Origin of the sequence: uncultured Microbacterium sp., from assembly GCF_963528945.1 — a bacterium.
In the GTDB taxonomy this organism is placed as follows: Bacteria; Actinomycetota; Actinomycetes; order Actinomycetales; family Microbacteriaceae; genus Microbacterium.
This window is the reverse complement of sequence record NZ_CAURWX010000003.1, coordinates 150,603-171,181: the sequence shown is the minus strand read 5'-3', so window position 1 is coordinate 171,181 and position 20,579 is coordinate 150,603. Positions and strand designations below refer to the sequence as shown.

The 20,579-nt window shown below is 70.4% G+C and carries 17 protein-coding genes; 9 read left to right on the top strand and 8 right to left on the bottom strand.

The genetic code is table 11. The annotated features are described in order from the left end of the window. Positions 1–20: 20 nt before the first annotated feature. On the top strand, positions 21–947 hold the full coding sequence (locus RWS82_RS10730; RefSeq protein ID WP_314649936.1) for a polysaccharide deacetylase family protein: 927 nt from the start codon (positions 21–23) through the stop codon (positions 945–947). Further along, positions 944–2,275, top strand: coding sequence for an MFS transporter (locus tag RWS82_RS10725; RefSeq protein WP_314649934.1), 1,332 nt, complete (start codon positions 944–946; stop codon positions 2,273–2,275). The genes RWS82_RS10730 and RWS82_RS10725 overlap by 4 nt, the downstream gene beginning before the upstream one ends. A gap of 4 nt (positions 2,276–2,279) precedes the next feature. On the opposite strand, the gene galE is transcribed toward RWS82_RS10725, so the two are convergent. Together galE and RWS82_RS10715 are read right to left on the bottom strand one after the other, a co-directional pair. Then, on the bottom strand, positions 2,280–3,257 hold the full coding sequence (gene galE, locus RWS82_RS10720; protein WP_314649931.1) for a UDP-glucose 4-epimerase GalE: 978 nt from the start codon (positions 3,255–3,257) through the stop codon (positions 2,280–2,282). A gap of 78 nt (positions 3,258–3,335) precedes the next feature. Next, positions 3,336–7,808, bottom strand: coding sequence for an FtsK/SpoIIIE domain-containing protein (locus RWS82_RS10715; protein WP_314649928.1), 4,473 nt, complete (start codon positions 7,806–7,808; stop codon positions 3,336–3,338). Positions 7,809–8,175: 367 nt separating this feature from the next. Here RWS82_RS10715 and RWS82_RS10710 point away from each other — a divergent pair, with 367 nt between their 5' ends. The 4 genes from RWS82_RS10710 (at position 8,176) to RWS82_RS10695 (ending at position 11,597) form a co-directional block, all read left to right on the top strand. Next, entirely contained in the window at positions 8,176–10,134 is a 1,959-nt protein-coding gene (locus tag RWS82_RS10710; RefSeq protein ID WP_314649926.1) for a hypothetical protein, read from the top strand. Further along, a complete protein-coding gene (locus RWS82_RS10705) occupies positions 10,131–10,655 on the top strand; it encodes a hypothetical protein (RefSeq protein WP_314649921.1) in 525 nt (174 codons plus the stop codon). The genes RWS82_RS10710 and RWS82_RS10705 overlap by 4 nt, the downstream gene beginning before the upstream one ends. 192 nt (positions 10,656–10,847) lie before the next feature. Next, positions 10,848–11,276, top strand: a complete 429-nt coding sequence (locus RWS82_RS10700; RefSeq protein ID WP_314649919.1) for a hypothetical protein — start codon at positions 10,848–10,850, stop codon at positions 11,274–11,276. A gap of 3 nt (positions 11,277–11,279) precedes the next feature. Next, complete coding sequence (locus RWS82_RS10695; protein WP_314649917.1) at positions 11,280–11,597, top strand: hypothetical protein; 318 nt, start codon at positions 11,280–11,282, stop codon at positions 11,595–11,597. 96 nt (positions 11,598–11,693) lie between these two features. Here the strand turns inward: RWS82_RS10695 and pgm are convergent, their stop codons facing one another. Then, the gene (pgm, locus tag RWS82_RS10690; RefSeq protein WP_314649915.1) at positions 11,694–13,337 is read right to left on the bottom strand and encodes a phosphoglucomutase (alpha-D-glucose-1,6-bisphosphate-dependent); all 1,644 of its coding nucleotides are present in this window, start codon (positions 13,335–13,337) and stop codon (positions 11,694–11,696) included. Between the two features lie 69 nt (positions 13,338–13,406). Here pgm and pheA point away from each other — a divergent pair, with 69 nt between their 5' ends. Beyond that, positions 13,407–14,357, top strand: a complete 951-nt coding sequence (gene pheA, locus RWS82_RS10685) for a prephenate dehydratase (RefSeq protein ID WP_314650635.1) — start codon at positions 13,407–13,409, stop codon at positions 14,355–14,357. Between the two features lie 132 nt (positions 14,358–14,489). Here the strand turns inward: pheA and RWS82_RS10680 are convergent, their stop codons facing one another. From RWS82_RS10680 to RWS82_RS10660, 5 genes are all read right to left on the bottom strand, one after another. After that, positions 14,490–14,699 (bottom strand): methyltransferase, encoded by a 210-nt coding sequence (locus tag RWS82_RS10680; protein ID WP_400190088.1) that lies wholly within the window; start codon positions 14,697–14,699, stop codon positions 14,490–14,492. A 164-nt stretch (positions 14,700–14,863) separates the two neighbouring features. Beyond that, positions 14,864–15,787 carry a hypothetical protein gene (locus RWS82_RS10675; protein WP_314649910.1) on the bottom strand — a complete coding sequence of 308 codons (924 nt, stop codon included), beginning with the start codon at positions 15,785–15,787 and terminating at the stop codon, positions 14,864–14,866. A gap of 499 nt (positions 15,788–16,286) precedes the next feature. Beyond that, positions 16,287–17,348 carry an LLM class flavin-dependent oxidoreductase gene (locus tag RWS82_RS10670; RefSeq protein WP_314649906.1) on the bottom strand — a complete coding sequence of 354 codons (1,062 nt, stop codon included), beginning with the start codon at positions 17,346–17,348 and terminating at the stop codon, positions 16,287–16,289. Positions 17,349–17,511: 163 nt separating this feature from the next. Beyond that, positions 17,512–17,745 carry a DUF2795 domain-containing protein gene (locus RWS82_RS10665; protein ID WP_314649903.1) on the bottom strand — a complete coding sequence of 78 codons (234 nt, stop codon included), beginning with the start codon at positions 17,743–17,745 and terminating at the stop codon, positions 17,512–17,514. Positions 17,746–17,830: 85 nt separating this feature from the next. After that, a complete protein-coding gene (locus RWS82_RS10660) occupies positions 17,831–18,253 on the bottom strand; it encodes an Hsp20/alpha crystallin family protein (protein WP_314649900.1) in 423 nt (140 codons plus the stop codon). A 118-nt stretch (positions 18,254–18,371) separates the two neighbouring features. On the opposite strand from RWS82_RS10660, the gene RWS82_RS10655 reads away from it, so the two are divergent. Next, entirely contained in the window at positions 18,372–18,734 is a 363-nt protein-coding gene (locus RWS82_RS10655; protein WP_314649898.1) for a MerR family transcriptional regulator, read from the top strand. Positions 18,735–18,761: 27 nt separating this feature from the next. Then, complete coding sequence (locus RWS82_RS10650; RefSeq protein WP_314649895.1) at positions 18,762–20,492, top strand: sodium:proton antiporter; 1,731 nt, start codon at positions 18,762–18,764, stop codon at positions 20,490–20,492. The last annotated feature ends 87 nt before the right edge of the window (positions 20,493–20,579 follow it).

The following is a 20,579-nucleotide window of genomic DNA, read 5'->3' as shown; positions in this document are numbered from 1 at the left end:
TCTCCCCGGACAGGACCCCGATGACCCCCCGCGCCGCCCTCACCCGCCGTCTCGGTCTGCCCGACGGCACCCGGGCGATCATCCTCAATGCCGACGACTTCGGCATGTGCCACGCGGCGAACGTGGCCATCGGCGAGCTGCTCGACGAGGGCCGCATCGACTCGGCGACCGTGATGGTGCCGTGCCCCTGGGCGCCCGAGGCGCTGGCCTTCGCCGCCGGCCGCGGCGACCTCGACGTCGGTGTGCACCTGGTGCTCACCAGCGAATGGACCCGCTACCGCTGGCGCCCGCTCACCGGTGGGGCGACGCTCGTCGATGCCGACGGCTACTTCCCCGCCGAGACCGCCGCGGTCGAGACGCGCGCGGCGATCGACGAGGTGGCCGCCGAACTCGACGCGCAGCTGCAGGCCGCGCTCGCCGCAGGTGTCGACGTCACCCACCTCGACAACCACATGGGCTCGGTCTACGGCCTCGAGACCGGACGCGACTTCCTCGACCCGGTGTTCGCGCTCGCGGCGCGGCACGGGCTGCCGTTCCGCCTGCCGCGACGCATGGACGGCGACGAGACGGATGCCGCGCTGCGCGAGAGGCTCGACGGCGCCGCCGCGGCCGCCGATGCCCTGGGTATCGAGATCGTCGACCGCCTGTGGACGCATCCGTTCGCGCTCGCGGGCGAGGGCACCGAGGTCGAGGAGACCTACGAGCAGGTGCGGGATGCCTTCGTTGCGCTGCTGCGCGCCGTGCCGACCGGGGTCACCGAGATCTACCTGCATCCCATGGTCGACGGCGACGAGCTGCGGGCCGCCGTCGACTTCGCAGCCCCGAAACGCGAGTACGAACGGCGGCTGCTGGAGGACCCCGTCGTGCTGCGCGCGATCGAGGACGAGGGTCTCGTGCGCATCGGCTGGCGCGACCTGCGCGACCTGCAGCGAGGAGGAGAGCGATGAGCACCCTGACCGAGCGTCTGCGAGACCGCCGGCTCGACGCGGCGCCGAGCCGCGCGCAGTCGATCGCGTTCGGAGCATCCGGATTCCCGACGCAGCTGATGACGCAGACGTTCTCGGCGTTCGTCGTCTACTTCTACGTGTCGCACCTGGCCGTGCCCGCCGGATGGGTGGCCGCCGCGATGATCGCGCACGGCGTGCTGAACGCGGTGCTCAACCCGATCGTCGGGGCGCTCTCCGACCGTCTGCGCACCCCCTGGGGGCGACGCATCCCGTGGATCGGCCTGGGCATCGTGCCGCTCGTGGTCGCCTTCGCACTGGTGTGGATGCCGCCCGCGCTGCCCGCCGCCGGACTCATCGTGTGGTTCCTCGTCGTCGTGGCCGTGTACGACATCGCCTTCGTCGTGGTGGTGCTGAACATCTCGGCCCTGTTCCCCGAGATCTTCCGCACGACCGACGAGCGCGCCCGCGGCAACGTGCCCCGGCAGATCTTCGCGATCCTCGGCATGATCCTCGGCACCGCCGGCGCGCCGCTGCTGTACGGGTCGCCGCTGGGGTGGCCCGGCATGGCGGTGGTGCTCGGCGGTGTGTGCCTGATCATCCTGGTGTGGTCGTTCGCCGGGGGCATGGTCGAGCGGCGGGTGCCCGAGGCGGTCGTCGCGTCGGCGATGCCGTGGCGCATGCAGATGCGGTACACGTTCGCGAACCGCGCCTTCGTGCCGTACGTCATCGGTTCCCTGTTCATCCAGACGTCGATCGCGGTGATCCTCGCGGCACTGCCGTTCTACGTGCGCTACTCGCTGGGCGCGCCCGAGGCCGAGGGCAGCATCCTGCTCGGGGCGATCTTCGTGACCGCGATCCCGTCGATCGTGCTGTGGAGCGCGGTCGTGCGGCGCACCAGTCCGCGCACGGCGCTGCTGTGGAGCGTCGCGGTCTTCGGCGTCGCCGTGCTCGGCTTCGTGCTGCCGCAGAGCGTGCTGGCCGCCGCCCTCGTGGGCGTGGCCGCGGGGGTCGGCGTCGGCGGCCTGCTGCAGCTTCTCGAGGTGGTGCTCGCGCAGATCATCGATGAGGATGCCGTGCGCACCGGGCACCGGCGCGAAGGGGCCTACTTCGGGGTGAACGGCTTCGTCGTGCGCGGGTCTGTCGTGCTGCAGGCGGTCGTCGTCGCGGTGGTGCTGACGGCATCCGGCTTCGACGCCACGCTCGGCGATGCGCAGCCCGAAGCGGTGGACGGCGGCATCCGTCTGATGCTCGCCGTCATCCCCCTGGGCTTCACGGCGCTCGCCTGGCTCTGCTTCTTCCTCTACCCGATCCGCAGCCGCGACCTCTGAGTCGTCAGTCGGCGGCGCGGCGGGCCTCCCAGCCCGTGCGCACCATCTCGTCGACCGAGAAGCGCATGCGCCAATCGAGGTCGCGGGCGGCGAGCTCGCCGGTCGCCACGATGCGGTCGGGATCGCCCGCGCGGCGAGGCCCGATCTCGGGCGTGAAGGGGATGCCGGTGACCCGCGCGACGGCATCCATGATCTGCTTCACGCTGAGGCCGTCACCGGAACCCAGGTTGTACGCCGGCTCGATCGGCTCGCCCGCTGCCAGGCGTCGGGCCGCGGCGACGTGGGCGGCGGCGATGTCGCCGACGTGCACGTAGTCGCGCACGTTGGTTCCGTCGTCGGTGGCGTAGTCGTCGCCGTTGATGCGCGGCGTCCTCCCGGCGAGAAGCGCCTCGAACACGATGGGGAAGAGGTTGTGCGGGCTGACGTCGTACACCGTCGGATCGGCCGACCCGACCACGTTGAAGTAGCGCAGCGAGGTGTGCCGCAGCGGCGCGGGGCCGTCGGCGGTGGCGATCGCCTGGTCGCGCAGCATCCACTCGCCGATCAGCTTCGACTCGCCGTACGGGCTGGCGGGCTTCTTCGCGGTGTCTTCGACGACGAGCGGCACGTCGGGGGTGCCGAACACCGCCGCCGACGACGAGAACACCATGTTCGCGACGCCGGTCGCCTCCATCGCCTCGAGGATGACGCGCATGCCCTCCACGTTCTGCGCGTAGGTGTGCAGGGGGCGCTGCACCGAGACCCCGGCGTACTTGAAGCCCGCGACGTGGATGACACCCTCGGCGTCGTGCGCGCGCAGGGTCTCCTCGACGAGGGCGCGGTCGAGGATGCTGCCCTGCACGAACGGCACGCCCTCGGGCACGAACGACGCGACGCCCGTCGACAGGTCGTCGAGCACGACCGGCGACAGACCTGCGGAGGCGAGCGCGCGCACGACGTGCGATCCGATGTAGCCGGCGCCGCCGGTGACGATCCAGGACACGAGGTTCCTTCCCGCGCGCGTCGGCACGACACGCGCGCTGCCATTCTCGCAGGCGGTCGGCGTGCCCGTTCCCGCGCCTCACGGGAGGGCGACGTGCACCCCGGTGACGGTTCCCCCGCGGATCAGGTAGCCGCGGCCCGGCGGGAAGTCGGCGCGTCGGGCGCGCGGCACGTGGGCCGTGTACACGCTCGGCATGTCGTTCACGTCGGGCTGCAGGGCGAGGCCCCACCGGGCGCCGCGGAGAGGGCTCGCGAGATCCCACACCGAGGTGAGCGTCGCATTCTCGCCTTCGACGATCACCGTGAGCTCGCTGCGTCGCAGCAGTTTCAGCAGCGTCGCGAGCGCCGACTCGTCGCCCGTGCCGTCGAACCCGCCGATGTCTTCGATCACGACGATGCCCTCGTGCTCCGGGCGGGGGAAGACGAGGGATGCCGGAGCCTCCGGGGCGGTCTCCGCGGGGTCGGCCGAGTCGGGGGAGGGTGTGCCGATCAGCGGGAGTGCAGAGAGCAGTGCGGTGGGCGAGTTGCGCGGCGTGCCACCGAGCGCGACCGTCAGGGCGTCGATGAGCTGCCGGCGCGGTCCCGGTGCGTCGCCCCGATGCGTCCACGGCTGAGCGTCGGCGAGCGTCGAGGGGCGGGGAGCGAGGAGCACCAGGTCGAGTGGGCGGCCGCGGTGCTCGGCATGGCTGCGTCGGGCGGTGAGGATGCTGCGCACCGCCGTCGTGCGCCCCGAGCCGGCGGGACCCGTCACGAGCATCATGCCGTCGCCGGGCGCATCGACGGGTGTGAGGCGCGTGGTCTCGACCGCGAAGGCGGCGGCGCTCGCGGTGCTCGGCAGACCCGACCGGGGCAGGATCACGGGCACCTCGGGGATGCCGGGTGCCGGCGGCACGCCGCGGGTGCGGAGGGTGGCGCCGAGCCGCTCGAGAGCCGCGTCGATGGTGTCGGCGTCGGCGTCGGCGATGGTGCTGATTCCGGCGTCGGCGGCGGTTCCGGGTCCGGCGCTGGCGTCGGTTCTGGTGTCGGCGGTGTCTCGCGTATCGGCGTAGTCTCTCGTGTCGGCGTCGTCTCCGGTGTCGGGTTCGGCTGGCGCGCTGGCGCCGGCGGCGGCCGCGGCGCTGGGCACCGCGAACTGCATCTCGCAGCCCGACGGCAAGTGCATCGCGCGCCCGGGAGGGGCTGCCCGCAGCATGTCGACCGAGGCACCGACCATGCCGTAGTCGGCGTCGGCGGGCATCCGCAGCACGAAGGTCTCCCCGATCCCCGCAGCGACCGCGCCGGGCAACGACATCGCGCGCTCGCTGGCGATGACGACGTGCACGCCCGCGTGCCGCCCGGTCCGCACGATCTCGACGAACGACGCGAAAACGCCGCCGTCGGTGGCGTGGTGCTCGTACGCGTCGCGGAACGCCCCGAACCCGTCGACCAGCAAAAGCACGGGTGACGACGGTGGCGCACCGGCCTCCCGTGCATCGATGAGGTCGCGCAGCATTCCGAGCAGGCGGGCGGTGCGGTCGACATCGTCTGCCGGCACGACGTCGCCCGTGGCGGGCAGGACGAGGAGGGTCGAGAGGCGACCGCTGGCCGCATCGATCCCGTAGACGCGGGTGCGTTCATCGGCCTGGAGCGCGGCCACGGCAACGGTGACGAGCGCCGTCGTCTTCCCGGTTCCGGGCGCCCCGAACAGGGCGACGTTGCCGGCCGCGCCGAGGTCGACGACCTGATCGTCCTGCCGCTGCCGAGCGGGGTCGTCCCGCCGTCCGACGGTGAGGCGTCGAGGTTCGGCGGGCGGGGCATCCGCCGCGAACCCGTCCGGCAGGGGGAGCACGGCGGGCAGCTGATCGACCCAGGGCCGACGGGGCGGGCGGATGCCGACGCTCTCCGCCGCCGCGCGGATGTTCCCGACGAGGCGCTCGATGTCGCGGCCCGCCTTCGCGCGCGTGTCGTCGGTCGAGGTGCGTTCGGCCGCGACCGCCCACGGGCGGGCCGGGCCGATCGCGAGGTCGGCCACGTCGATCGCGTCGCGCCGCACCCGGTCGGAGCGGCCACCGAGGTAGGCGGTCTGGAAGTGCACCACACGGCCCGCGCCGATCTTCACCACCGCGCGCCCGGGGGTCTCCGGGGCGAAGTGCGAGGCATCCGGGATGCCGATGACGTCGTTGCTGTCGCTCGCGTCGGCCATGCGCAGGGCGATGCGCAGGTTGGTGTTCGCGCGCAGGTTGTCGTTGATGACTCCCGCCGGCCGCTGCGTGGCCATGACCAGGTGCAGGCCCAGCGAGCGACCGCGTTGCGCGACGTCGATCACCCCGTCGACGAACTCGGGGATCTCCTTCGCAAGAGCGGCGAACTCGTCGATGACGATGAGCAGCAGGGGAGGGGCGGCCGTGTCGGAGCGGCGTTCGAGGCCCGCGAGGTCTTTCGCGCCGTGGGCGTTCAGCAGCTCCTCGCGGTGGCGCAGCTCGGCGCGCAACGAGGTCAGAGCGCGGCGCACGAGATGCTGGTCGAGGTCGGTGACGAGGCCCACGGTGTGCGGCAGGGAGACGCAGTCGGCGAAAGCGGCGCCGCCCTTGTAGTCGACGAGCAGGAAGGTGAGGCGATCGGGGGAGTACGCGGCGGCGAGCGACAGGATCCAGGTCTGCAGGAACTCCGACTTGCCGGCGCCCGTCGTGCCGCCGACCAGGGCGTGGGGGCCGTGGGTGCGCAGATCGATCTCAACCGGACCAGCGTCGCTCTGCCCGACGCGCGCCGGGAGGGTGCCAGGGTCGCGGTCGGCCCCGGGTGTCCAGTGGCTCGTGAGAGAGTCGGTCGCCTGCCATGCGGCGATCACCTCGCGCGGGTCGTCGAGCAGGCTGCGTCGGCCGATGTCGGCGAGGGTCACGCTGCGCGGCAGGTCGCTCTCGTCGAGCACCCGGGCGCCGGCGTCGACCACGGGCGTCAGGCTGCGGGCGAACGACTCCGCGGCGGGGATGTCGATGCGTTCGACCGTGTCGAGGGGCACGATGGTGCCGGAGCGCACGAAGTGGGCGCTCGGCGTGGCGGTCGTCGCGTCGACCGCCGTGCGGCACGCCGCGGGGATCGACGACAGGCTCGGGGCGGTCCAGATCACATGGACCCCGGCATCCGGTCCGTCCTCGGCGAGTCCCACCAGGCGGGTGAGGTCGTGGTCGTCTGCGCCCACGACCACCAGCACGACGATCGTGGGCAGCAGGGGCGACTTCTTCACCGCGGCGAGCCGCTCGTCGGTGTCGGTCGCCCTCGACTGCTCGCGCGAACGGATGGTGCGGGCGGCGGCGGCCGAGCGGGTCGCGATGAGACCTTCGAGCTCGGTGAGCAGCAGGGCGCGGTCGCGGGCGGATGCCGTCAGGTGGGCGGTACGGATCGGGCTGTACACCGAGTCGACGTGCGGCACCCATTTCACCCAGTCCCAGTCGCTGCTCGCCGCGGACTCCGGCAGGAAAGCCGTGAAGACGACATCGGCGGGGGAGTGCAGGGCGAACAGCTGCACGAGCATCGACCGGGTGATCGAGTCGGCCCACACGCCCTCGCCGGCGACGCCGATCGACCCGCTGAGGTCGAGCCGTTCGAGCACCGGCACGTCGGAGACCGTGGAGAGGGCGGCGTGGGCATCCTCCACCTTCCGCCAGTCGTCGGTCGTGGCGGATCCGCGCGACGGCAGCGTGAGGGTGGTGCGGCTGGGGAGCGCGCCGCTGCCCAGCCGGATCTCGAGGTACGAGCGGTGCTCGGCGCGCCGGGTCCAGAGCACGGCCGTGCGGTCGTGGGCGGCGACGAGCAGCTCGGCGAGAGGCAGGCTCTCGAGCTGACGGGCCGGGCGTTCCTCGTCGTGGCGGCGCTCGACCTCTTTGCGCACGTCGTCGAGCGTCGCGGCGAACTCGCGTCGCTGCTTCTTGAGGCGCCGCTTCTGCCCGATGCGTCCGTCGAGCCAGCTGCCGACCATGATGAGCGGCGAGAGCGCGACGAACACGATGCTCAACGCCGACTGGGTGACGGCGAAGAGCCCGGCGCCCATGGCGAGCGGCGCCACCATGGCGACGAGCGGGAAGCGGGCGGGCTCGGCGGGCGTCGGCGGGGTGGGGAGCTCGATCGGGTCGGGGGCGTAGACCGGGTCGACACGGGGCGAGCGCTGATGACGAACGGTCGCACGTTCACGCGGCGTGGCCGGGCCGGAGGTCGCCACGGGGTCGATGCGCACGCGCACCTCGCCGAGGCGCAGCACCGTCGGCCGCACGAGGGGGAGCGAGCGCGTGAGGCGGCGAGGGATGCCGGTGTCGTCGAAGACCTTGACCCCGTTCGCCGAGCCGAGGTCGCGGACGGTGCGCTCGCTCCCGGTGGCCGTCACCACCGCGTGGTGTCGTGAGACGCTGCGGTCGCGCAGCTCGACGCGGTTGGTGCGGTTTCGGCCGATGCCGTTGTCGCCCGCGATGAGGGTGAAGCGTGCGTGCGCCTGCGACCCGTCGAGCACCTCGAGGTGCGCCGACGGTGGCACCGCACGCTGCGCCGTCCCGGCATCCTGCTCGCGGATCACCTCGATCACGTCGCCGGTGCGCAAACCGGCCCGGCCGAGGGGGTCGTCGGGGGTCGAGCACGAGAGGCCGGTCGTGACGCCGGTGCACCCGCATCGTGAGGGGGAGCGTGCGGTCGACCGCGAACGGCAGCAGCGCCTGATCGCCGCCTCCCGCCCGGATCAGGGTGCGCGCCAGCTCGCCGATCGTGGCCGTGACGTCGGCCGTCACGACGATGTCGCGGGCGGTCGTACCGCCCTGCGGCTCGGTCGCGAGCAGCGAGAACTTCAGCCTCACAGAACCCCCAGGTGTGCGTGCTCGGTGTTATCCACATGACGGGTTTGTGCCCGCATGCGTTCCTGTAACGTACACGAACGAGGACGCCACGAGAGGAGAGTCATGGCAGCTGGGGACACCGCGCTGGCGGGGGATTCGGGTTCGGTTCGCGACGTCGGTTCCGACCTGCGGGGGCGCACCTTCGGGACCGACGTCGGGTCGAAGCTCATCGACGCCGCGTTCGAGCTCGGACTGCAGTCCGGGGCTGCGGTGTCGGTCGACCGCATCACGGCCGTGATCCAGTCGGCTCTCGCGCCGGCCGGGCTGGTGCAGGTCGCCGACCTCGCATGGGGAGACGCCGCCGAATCGTACGGCGCGCAGATGGAGGACATCGCTCGCCGTGCGAGCAGCGAACAGGTGACCCTCGCGTTGGCGAGGGTCGCCGCGGCGGCGTCGCAGAAGGCGGTGAGTGAGGCCAGTGGAGCCGACGCCGACGACGCGGATGCTCAGCGCGAGCGCCGAGGACTCATGAATCAGGCCGAGCACGCCGGCGATGCGGTCGCCGCGTCGGAGCAGCGCTTGATGGCAATGGACGAGGAGCGCCGCGGGATCGACGCGACGGCGGCGACGGCGCTCACCGAGGCGGTGGCGCAGTACACGGCCATTCGGTCCGCCCTGCCCTCGGCGCCGCAGCTGTCGGCCGGTGTGGAGGTGTCGGTGGCGATGCCCGACGGCACAGTGCAGCCGTTCTCGGCCGTCGACCTCGCGAAGCTGAAAGACCCGGCGGCGATCCGCGCCGTGTGGGATGCGATGACCACCGAACAGCGCGACGCCCTGATCACCGACTACCCGATGCTGATCGGCAACCTCGAAGGCATTCCGCTGCGCGACCGGAACACCGCCAACGTCATCACCGCCCAGGCCCATCGCGCCGAGCTCGAGAAGCAGATCGAACTGCTGTCAGCGCTGTGGAAACAGGGCCAGAGCGTCGAGATGAACGACCCGATCGCGGCCACGAAAGTCGCCGATCTCGAAGGTCTCATTGCCGACCTGAAGGGCGAGGTCAAGAGCATCGACGCGATGCTCGGCGACCGCAACGAGAAGTATGCCCGGCCAGACGACGATGAGAAGGCCAATGGCCAGGTCTTCGGTGAGTATCTGGTCTATGACGAGGAAGGGATGCCAGTGCGTAATGAAGGCACAGTCATCGTCGCCTTCAGTCCGCTGCGGGATAGTTACATCACCTACCAGGGCGTTCTAGATCCGCAGACCGGCGATGTCCCTGGGTGGATGGGGCAAGTGGGCGTCCTTGTGCCTGGCTCCAACTCCCGTCTGGCGGACTTCTCCACAGATCTCGAACGAGCCAAGGACATGATGGCCGTGTCCACGGATGACACCGCTTACTTCACCTGGCATGGCTCCCCTTTGCCACAGTTCGACCTCAATCATCTCAATGAGCCCGCACAGCAGGGGTTCGCCGACGTCGGTGCACCGCGGTTGGCCGCTTTCGTCAACAGTCTTCGGCTCGCCCCCAGCACGGACGTGGTGCCGATCGCGCACAGTTACGGATGTCCCGTGCTGGGCCAGGCCGAAGGCCTCGGTTTGAAAGCAGATCGGGTTGTCTACGTTGCACCTGCAGGACTCGGGCACAACATTTCAGGTCTTCAGGACTTCCCGGAAACCCAAGACGTGCCGCATTTCTCGCTGCAGTCGCGGAACGACGGCGCGGTCGGCTGGAACCAGGGCATCCCAGCGGGCAACGCTGGTCATGGGTCCGCCAATCCGCTCAATGGAGACGGCATTACGCGGTTGGAGACGGGGTTCCTCGACGCCGATGACCCCGCCAGCGGGACCATCGAGAGCACGGGCCCGCTGCCGAGCCACACGAGGGTGTTCGAGCCGGGCAGCACGTCGATGACGAACATCGTCAACGTGGTGACCGGGAGGCCGGTGTCGCTTTACCACCCTGGCGGGATCACCCACCGAGGTGGCCGGGGCGGGCCCGGCGTCGTTTACCGCGACGGTACGGAACACCCGGAGGAACTCATCTCCCCGATCACGCTGAAAGAAGTCGACGAATGAGTCGGCTCGGGCGTTTCATGCTCGTCGTCCTCGCTTTCGGGGCGGCATTTTCGATAGCCGGGTGCACTGCCGGTGGGGAGGAAGCAGTCGAAATGCAGGAGAGTCAGCTGGAGGAGTACATCGCGCAAGCTGACGGAGCAGCCGCCGAGATCTTCGCGCAGATTCCGGAGGAGGAGTTACTCCCGGGCCAAGACACCGGAAATTTCGGTGGTGTGCGGCTGGTCAGCGAGCATTATGCAGAGTGGCCGAAGTACTACTACTGGGCACAGATCGTCGTGCTCAAGGCAGAGGCCCCGCGCACTCCGACGCAGGTGGCTGACGACCTAGAGCCGTGGTTGGAGGAGCAGGGCTGGAAGCGGAACACTGAAAGCGAATTCCCTCCATCAGAGGAGTCTTTCGAGCGGCACTACTATCGCGACGGTTACCACCTCATCGTCCGTGCGTATACGATCCCACCGCCCCATGCCCAGAAGCTCATGGTCACCATCGTCACCCCGCACACCGATCCGGGGCGCGGGTAGGCCGTGATGTCATCGACGGCACAGAGGTGTCCTCTTCCAGAACGCCACGCACGCGCCGTAAACCGACCGGGCGCCAAATCCGACCCTGTCCCGATACGGGCGGGAAAGCCTCCGATCGTTGCCGCGGTCTTTCTCGCGCTCTCGGCTGTTCTGTTCTCGGGGTGCGCGACGTCCCCTGAGGAAGACATCGCTGTGCAGGAAAATCAGCTGAAGCAGTATGCGGATCAAGCGGACGCGGCTGGTGCGGAGATCGTGGCGCAGGTCTCGGAGTCCGAGTTGGAGCCGGCTCATCAGTCGCGCAACATCGGCGGAGTTCGACTGGCGAGCGACTATTACGAGGAGTGGCCGAAGTACTACTACTGGGCGCAGATCATCGAACTCAAAGCAGACGGTGTACGAACTCCGACGCAGGTGGCTGACGACCTAGAGCCGTGGTTGGAAGAGCAAGGCTGGAAGCGGAACACCGACAGCGAATTCCCTCCCTCAGAGGAGTCTTTCGAGCGGGATTACTACCGGGACGGCTACCACCTCATCGTCCGTGCGTACACGATCCCACCGCCCCACGCCCAGAAGCTTATGTTCACCATCGTCACTCCGCACACCGATCCGAAAGGCGGCTAGAGCATGACGCGAACGAACAACGACCCGACTCGGCTGTGGCGCCCGGCGCGACAAGCGCTGATCTCTGCCGTCGTTGCCTGGGTGCTGATCTGGCCGATCGGAATGTTCATAGTCACTCTGTTCTTCATCCCTGGCATCCCAGTGATCGGCTTCCTCCTGCTGCTTGCGCCGTTCGGCGTCGCGATGCTCTTCGGGGGAATGTTGGCCGACCGGTCGCCCGGCGGGAACCGGCGCGCTCTGCGCTTAGGTATCGTCGGCGTCCTCGCCTGGATCGCCTTCGGGATCACCTTGATCGCCCTCCTCACCGGCGGCTCCGGCTAACTCACCAAACCACAACTCCCGTCGCACTTTCTGTCGCCCGCACGCGGCGGGAGCGACAGAAAATGCGACGGGAGCGAAAAACGACGAAGGGAGGGGTCAGCCCCCCAGCGCCGCCGACACCACGGCGCGAGCCTCGGCCTGCACCTCGGCGAGGTGCTCCGGGCCGCGCAGGCTCTCGGCGTAGAGCTTGTAGACGTCTTCGGTGCCCGAGGGGCGCGCGGCGAACCAGGCGTGCTCGGTCTGCACCTTGAGGCCGCCGATCGCCGCACCGTTGCCGGGAGCGTGCGACAGCTTCGCCGTGATCTCCTCGCCGGCGAGCGTCGTGGCCGTGACCGACTCGGGGGCGAGCTTGCCCAGCGTCGCCTTCTGCTCGGGGGTGGCCGGAGCATCCACCCGCTGGTAGGCCGACGAGCCGAAGGCCTGCTCGAGTTCGGCGTAGCGCTCCGACGGCGTCTTGCCGGTGACGGCGATGATCTCGGCCGCCAGAAGGCACAGCAGGATGCCGTCCTTGTCGGTCGACCACACGCTGCCGTCCTTGCGCAGGAACGACGCGCCCGCCGACTCCTCGCCGCCGAACGCGACCGATCCGTCGAGCAGACCGGGCACGAACCACTTGAACCCGACCGGAACCTCCAGCAGGCGGCGGCCGAGCGACTCGGCGACGCGGTCGATGATCATCGACGACACGAGGGTCTTGCCCACGGCGGCGTCACGCGGCCACTCGGCGCGGTGCGAGAACAGGTAGTCGATCGCGACGGCCAGGTAGTGGTTCGGGTTCATGAGGCCCGCGTCGGGCGTCACGATGCCGTGGCGGTCGGCATCCGCATCGTTGCCCGTGAGCACATCGAAGTCGCCCTTCTTGGCGACCAGCGATGCCATCGCCGACGGCGACGACGGATCCATGCGGATTTTCTCGTCCCAGTCGAGCGTCATGAAGCGCCACGTCGGGTCGACCTCGGGGTTCACGACGGTGAGGTCGAGCTCGTAGACCTCGGCGATCAGCGCCCAGTACTCGACGGATGCTCCGCCCAGCGGGTCGGCCCCGATGCGCACGCCCGCGCGGCGGATCGCGTCGACGTCGATGATCGACGAGAGGTCGCGTACGTACGCGTCGCGGAAGTCGTAGGTGCCGAGGGTGTCGGCGTCGAGGTCGGCGAACCGCACCCGCTTCACGCCGTCGAGTCCGTTCTCGATGAGCTGGTTGGCGCGGTCGGCGATCCAGCCGGTCGCGTCGGTGTCGGCCGGCCCGCCGTGGGGCGGGTTGTACTTGAACCCGCCGTCGCGGGGCGGGTTGTGCGACGGCGTGACGACGATGCCGTCGGCCTGACCGGTGGAGCCCGTCTCGGTGCGGCGGTTGTGGGTGAGGATGGCGTGGCTGAGCGCGGGGGTCGGCACCCACGAGTCGCGCGAGTCGACCCGCACGTCGACGCCGTTCGCCACGAGCACTTCGATCGCGCTGCGCTCCGCGGGCAGCGACAGGGCGTGGGTGTCGCGGCCGAGGAACAACGGCCCGGTGATGCCCTGCGCGGTGCGGTAGTCGACGATCGCCTGCGTGGTGGCGAGGATGTGGTTCTCGTTGAAGCTGCCGCTCAGCGATGATCCGCGATGGCCGCTCGTGCCGAACGCGACGCGCTCGGTGGCGACGTCGGGGCGCGGGGCGCGGTCGTAATAGGCGGCGATCAGCTCGTCGACATCGATCAGGTCGCTTTCCTCCGCGGGGAGGCCGGCACGGCTCGTCATGTTCTCAGTCTGCACCTGCGCTGCACCGCGGCGAAACTCCGCGTCGGGGGCTTGACGCCGCGCTATAAGGTGAAACGCGTGACCGAACGCCGCACCTACAGCTATCTGGGACCCGCAGGAACGTTCACGGAGGCGGCTCTCGACCAGGTGGCGGAGGCCCGCGGTCAGGATTGGCGGCCCGTGCACAACGTCGGTGAGGCGCTCGCCGACGTGCTCGAGGGTCGCAGCCACGCCGCCATGATCGCGATCGAGAACTCGATCGAGGGTGGCGTCTCGACCACGCAGGATGCCCTCGCGACGCTGCCCGGTCTGCGGATCGTCGGCGAGTACCTGGTGCGCGTTAACTTCGTGCTCGTGGCGCCGCGCGGCACGACCATCGACGACGTCACCGTGATCGCCGCGCACCCGGTGGCCTACGCGCAGTGCCACGGCTGGTTGGGGGAGAACATCCCGGCGCACTCGCACGTGCCCGCGTCGAGCAACGTGGCGTCGGCGATCGGCGTGCTCGACGGCTCGTCTCCCGCGCAGGCCGCTATCGCCGCCCCCGGCATTGTGCAGCATTACGACGTCGATGTGCTCGCCTCGGGCATCGGCGACAACGCCAACGCCGTCACCCGGTTCGTACTCGTGTCGCGCACCACCGCCCCGCCTGCGCCGACCGGGGCCGACAAGACGTCGCTCATCGTCGAGCTGCCGCACGACCATCCGGGTTCGCTGCTCGAGATGCTCGAGCAGTTCTCGACCCGCGGCATCAACCTGTCACTCATCGAGTCGCGCCCGATCGGTGACGAGCTCGGACGGTACCGCTTCGTGATCGACGCCGACGGACACATCGAGCACGAGCGCATGGCTGATGCGCTCCTCGGCATCCGTCGCTTCAGCCCCCGGGTGGTGTTCCTCGGGTCGTACCCGAGGGCCGACCGGCGCATCGTGCACTACCCCGAGCGTTACGCCGACGAGGTCTTCGTCGAGGCGCGCGACTGGCTGCGTGGCCTCGTCTCCGGCGAGCCCGGCTCCTGACAGCCCCCGCCCCCCGCTCCCGCCCCCGCTCCCGCCCGCGCCCCGCTTCCGCGATGCGGGATCGATATGGCGGGTTCCGGGGGCGTTTGGCGTGCGATTTTGATCCCGCACGGCGCGTGGGCCGCTGCGGGCTCAGTGCTCGCGGAAGCTCGGCCAGTCGCTGCCGGGCGCCATGCGCGCGTGCAGAGCCGACTTCGCGACCTCGAGCGTCGGGTAGGTGCCGGCGAGGGCATCCGCGCCCGCCATCGTCACCACGTAGCCGTCGGCATCATGGCGGATGCTTCCGACCACGCCGTTCCTGCCGTATGCGACCCAGAGGGCCAGGGTGGTGGTGCTCATCATCGAACTCCTTCCGAGGGTCGCCCTCCCCGTCGAGGGCATCCTTCTCTGGAGGGTACGCCGGACGTGCGACGCGGGCCAGCCCTTCTCCCGGCGGCGCATTCGGGTCGCACCAGGGGGTGTGCGCGAGGTCGCGAATCCGCGATTGCGAGCGGCGCCGAGGAGAGTCAGCCCCGCGAAGCGATCGCTCGACGGATGCGCGACGCGAGTGCGGCGCCACCATGCGCGAGGTCGAGCTGCGTGACCCGGATCACGATCCAGCCGTGGTCCTCCAGATCGCGCTGTCGTCGGACGTCGCGCCGCCACTGCTCGCGATCCGTCCGGTGGCCGTCGCCCTCGTACTCGATCGCGATGCGCCACCGCGGGTAGGCGAGGTCGACGCGGGCGACGAAGCGCCCGTCGACCCGAACGACATGCTGCAGTTCGGGCTCCGGCAGACCGAAGCGGTGAAGCAGCATCCGCGTCTCCGTCTCTTTCGGCGACTCAGACCCCACTCGCACGACATCAAGCGCCGCCCGCACAGCCGGCGAGCCCCGGAAACGTCTCCAGGTCGCCAGACGATCCGCGATGTCGCCGATCGAGATGGCAGGGCGGTCGGCCCGAAGCCCCGGGTAGTTCTGCGCGGGGGTGATCAGCGCCTCGACCGCGATCGCGGTGTGCAGCGGTGTCAGTTCGGCGGCGCAGACGAAGACAGTGGCTATCGGATCGAGCACGGGTATGCCGTCGACCTCTATCACCGAACGGCGTTGGGGGTGGATGCGGCGGCCGCGAACACCGACGGTACGCGGGGGCGAGGTGCCTGTGTCGACCGCGATGTCGAGCACCTCACCGCGTCGCCAGGGCATCGGCAGGGGGAGGCCCCAGATCCTGGCTGCCGTTCGACCGGCGAAGGCCTGTCCGGGCCGTAATCGCGGAAGGTAGCTCGCCATCACCTCGGCGAAGGTGTCGGGCTGGCGCGTGGCACGGAGACCATCGAAGGGACGGGCGAGGTCACCGCTCGAGTAACGGCTGCGCCCGACGCCGGCGCGCGCCGCGTCGCGTACGGAGAAGACGGGGCCGAGGTGAGGCGGGAGAGCGATGCGGTGGGGCATCCGCCCAGGGTTGCGGCGATCGGCCCCGCGATGTCGCCCGCCCTCGCCGGCGCCCAGCATCTGGGGACAACTCGCGCCTGTGGATACGGATGCTCTCTTCCCCTTCCCGCTCCCCCTTCCCCCTCCCGCTCCCCCTTCCCCCTCCCGTTCCCCCGTGCGGGATCAAAACCGCACGCTAAACGGCCCTGGAACCCGCCATATTGATCCCGCACCGGCGCGGAGGCGGAGTGCGTGCCGGGCCGTTCCGCGTGCGGGATCAAATACGCACGTAACAGGGCCCTGGAACCTGCCATATCGATCCCGCGTGGGGTGGGGCGGGGGGAGAGGGAGGGGGAGTGCCGGAGTCAGGTAGGGGCAGGAGCGGAGGGAGCAGCCCCATCCCAGCTACGCGTGCCGGATCAAAATCGCGCGTAAAAGGGCCCCGGAACCCGCCATATTGATCCCGCATGTAGGGGATGGGGGCGGGTGCCCGGGCTACGCGGAGGGAGGGGCGCGCGGGCTACGCGGCGTTGGCGGGGAGGCGGAGCGACTCGGCGACGAGCTCGAGCGTCTGGGCCCGCGCGGTCGTCGAGTCGGCGGCCTCGGCGGCGTACGCTCCTGCGACCGGGGAGAGCATGACCTCGTCGACGCCCCAGCGGGTGGCGAACTCGCGCACCTCGGCGGCGACCGACTCGCCGGTGCCCACGAACCACCGCGACCGGGCGGCCTCGACGACCTGGTCGGTGGCGGCATCCGACTCGGCGGCCAGCGCCTCTTCGACGGTCTCGAGCGCGACGAGCGGCTTGTTCAAGCGCAGGCGCGCCATCATGCGCAGCTGCGGCAGGGCGCGGGCCTCGGCCTCGTCGGCGGTCGGCGACGCCACGGCGTTGACGGTGAGGAACGTGCGGGGTTCGGGGTGCTCCTCGCTGGGCTGGTAGTTCGTGCGGTACAGGTCGAGGGCGCGCTCGAGACCCTGCCCTGAGAAGTGGTTGGCGAAGATGTACGGCAGGCCGTGGGATGCCGCGAGCTGCGCCGAGTAGTCGCTCGACCCGAGCAGCCACACCTCGGGGGCGTCGGTCGCTGCGGGGGTGGCGCGCACGGTGTACTCGCCGCCCGACGTGAAGCGCACAGTGGCGCCCTCGTTCGAGACGAGCGCGGCGATGTCCTGCACGTGGCGGGGGAACTGCTCGACGTCGCTCGTCGTACCCGACCCGCGAAGCAGCTGCGTGATGACCGGGTCGCTGCCCGGTGCGCGGCCGAGGCCCAGGTCGATGCGCCCCGGGGCGATCGCGGCGAGGGCGGCGAACTGTTCGGCGACGATGAGCGGCGCGTGGTTGGGCAGCATGACGCCGCCCGATCCGAGCCGGATGCGCTCGGTGCGGGTCGCGGCGGCGGCGATCAGCACCGGCGGGGTGGTCGACGCGACGGCCGGCATGTTGTGGTGCTCGGCGAACCAGTAGCGACGGTAGCCGAGCCGGTCGGCGATCTCGGCGAGGGACAGGGAGGCGCGGATGGCCTCGGCGCTGGTCTGTCCGGAACGGACGGGCACGAGGTCGAGGACGGAGAGGGCGACGTCATTCATCACGTTCTGCAACGCGCGGGACGGATGCCGCATTCCCGGCGCTCGGGAGGCGGCGCGTCGGTACCCGGGGGCGGATGCCGACGCTCCACCCCCGCGCAACGCACCGGTTCGGACGACGCCACGGGGCGTCTGTGCCCACGGCGTCGGCCGGACCGGCGCGATGTCAGGCGGCCGCGGGCATGCCGGCGCTCGGCGCGAAGGCATCCGCCAGCGACCGGCGGGCCAGCCGGTAGCGGATGCTCCAGGCGGCGCTGTAGCTCTGCTCGGGCAGCGCCGCGAGCAGCGCGCGGTCGTCGGGATCGAGACCGTCGCGGGCGGCCTCGCGCAGCAGATCGTCACGGGTGGCCGGGTACTCCATGGAGCGGAGGAAGCGGTCGAGGGCGGGGGAGGGGGACATGGGCTTCTCCTTTCGGCATCGAGGAGTAGAGGAATGGGGGAGGAGGCTGGGGGCGGGGCGCGGCCGGGCGCCCCGCCCCGTGGGGTCAGGCGTCGATCGCCTGCCGCTGCTCGCGCGATTCGACGCTGATCTTGCGTGGCTTCGCGCGCTCGCTCACCGGGATGATCACCGACAGCACGCCGCTCTCGTACGAGGCGCTGATGCCATCGAGGTCGACGCCCTCGCCGAGCGTGAACTGGCGGAGGAACGCTCCTGCTCCGCGCTCGCGGGCGAGCCACCGCACGCCTTCGCGGGTGTCGGCGGTGCGCTGGGCGCGGAGGGTGAGCTGGGTGCCGTCGAGATCGACGTCGATCGACCCCGGGTCGACGCCCGGCAGGTCGGCGTGCAGGATGTAGCGGTCGCCGTCGCGGTAGAGGTCCACCGGCATGAGCCGGGGTGCTCGAACGGAGTCGAGCACGCTCGCAGCGAAGCGGTCGAGCTGACTGAACGGATCGAAGGTGAGTGCCATGGTGTCTCCTTTCGTGCGGCCCCGAGGGGCTGGAACGGTGATGCAGGTTATCTGCATCTGTGCTGTAGATTTGTTATAGATCAAAGTCAGACGTCTCGCAAGTCCTCGAAAGGACCGCATGGCCACCCGTGATTCGCGCACCCCGGTCTACGGCATCGCCGTGGCCGCGCAGCTGTCGGAACTCCCCGAGGCGACGCTACGGCTGTTCGAGAGCAAGGGGCTGCTCGCGCCCGCGCGCAGCGACGGCGGCACCCGCCGCTACAGCGACGACGACGTCGATCGCCTGCGTCGGGCCGCCGCGCTCCGCAGCGACGGCCTCAACATCGCCGGGATCGCGCGGGTACTCGACCTGCAAGACGAGAACGCCGGACTGCAGAGCACCAACGCCGGCCTCCGGTCGGCCAACGCGGGTCTGCGCAACGAGAACAGCGGCCTGCGCGACGAGAACGCCGGCCTCCGCGAGGCGCTCGACGCCGACTGAGCGGATGCCCGGCGCTACGCTTCCTGCATGGATGCCGAGATCTTCTACGTGCTCGTCGGCGCCGTCGTCGTGGCGGCCATCGCGCGGTGGAGGGGGTGGCCGGCGCCGCTGCTGGTGACGGTCGTCGCGCTCGCCGCATCCTTCCTTCCCTTCGTGCCCGAACTGCGGGCCGATGGCCATCTGCTGCTCAACCTCGTGCTCCCGCCGCTGCTGTATTCGGCGGCCCTCGACGTGTCGTTCGTGGGATTCCGTCGCAGCCTTCCGCAGATCCGACGCCTCGGCATCTGGCTCGTCCTGATCACCGCGCTCGCCGTCGGGCTCGTCGCCTGGTGGATCTTCCCCTCGCTCACCCTGCCGGGTGCCCTGCTGCTCGGGGCGATCGTCGCCCCGCCGGACGCGGTGTCGGCCGCGGCGATCGGCCGCAAGCTCGGCCTGCCCCGGCGCATCATGACCGTGCTGTCGGGCGAGAGTCTCATCAACGACGCCACCTCGCTGACGCTCTACCGCGTGTTCGCCGCCATCCTCGCCGGCGCCACACTGACCGTGTGGGACGGCGTCTGGCAGTTCGTCGTCGCCGTCGCGGTCGGCGTCGCGATCGGTCTGGTGTTCGGCATCGCGCTGCACCAGCTGCGCATGCGGATCAGCGACGCCGTCGTGATCGGCACGTTCGGCCTGCTCGCGCCGTTCGGTGCCTACGCCATCGCCGAGCACCTGGGCGGCTCGGGTGTGCTCGCCGTCGTGGCGATGGGCCTCTACGTGGGGTTCAACGCACCGCGCACCGACTACACCACGCGCCAGCAGGAGAAGCCGATCTGGCTGTCGGCAGACTTCCTGCTCGAGAGCTTCGTGTTCGCGTACATCGGCCTGCAGCTGCCGCGGGTGATCAGCGACCTCAGCGCCGAGTCGATCGGCGAGATCCTGCTGCTCGCCGCGGTAGTGCTGCTGGTCGTGCTGGTGGTTCGTCCGCTCTACATCTATCCGATCAGCGCGTTCGCGAACTGGCAGGATCGTCGGCGCCTCGCGCGGTGGGACCGCGGGGTCGAGTCCGAGGGGTTCCAGAAGCGGCTCGCCCAGTCGCGGCGCTGGAACCGGTTCACCCCCGATGAGCTGCGACGGCAGATGGTGCGCGAGCGCATGGCCGGTCTGCAGCTGACCTGGCGCGACAACGCCGTCATCTCGTGGGCGGGCATGCGCGGGGTGGTGACGCTGGCGACCGCGCTCGCGGCCGCCGACCTCGCGACGCTCGACACCGAGGCGTCCCACGCGATCGTCGTCGTCGCGTTCATCGTCACCGTGGGCACGCTGCTGCTGCAGGGGCTCACGCTGCCCGCCCTGATCCGCGGCCTCGGCATCGCGAGCGACGTCGACCACGAGGAGGACCGGCGCTCGCTCGCCGCCGTCAAGGAGCGCAGCCGCCAGGCGGGCAAGGCCTACCTCGCCGAGAAGAGGATCGAGTGGGAGCAGAAGTACGGCGACGTCGACCTGCGCCTGTTCGACGCGTTCGCCAAGCGCATGACGCGCGTCGAGCGCGACACCGATGAGGTGCAGGAGGTGGAGGATGCCGTCGCGAAGCCGTCGTACGACGACCTTCTCGCGCTCTCGAAGGGGTGGTTGCAGGTGCGTCGCGCGATCCTCCTCGAAGAGCGCGACCGCGGCAACCTCGACGAGGAGGTCATGCGCGAGCTGATCGCCGCGATGGATGCCGAGGAGCTCGCGATGGACACCCGCAGCGCCACGCGCCCCGCCGACCGCGCCTGACGTCCGCCTCCCACGCTCCGGCACCGCAGGAATGCAGAACGCCCCGCCCGGGTGGGGCGGGGCGTTCTGCGAACGGATGCTGCGGGC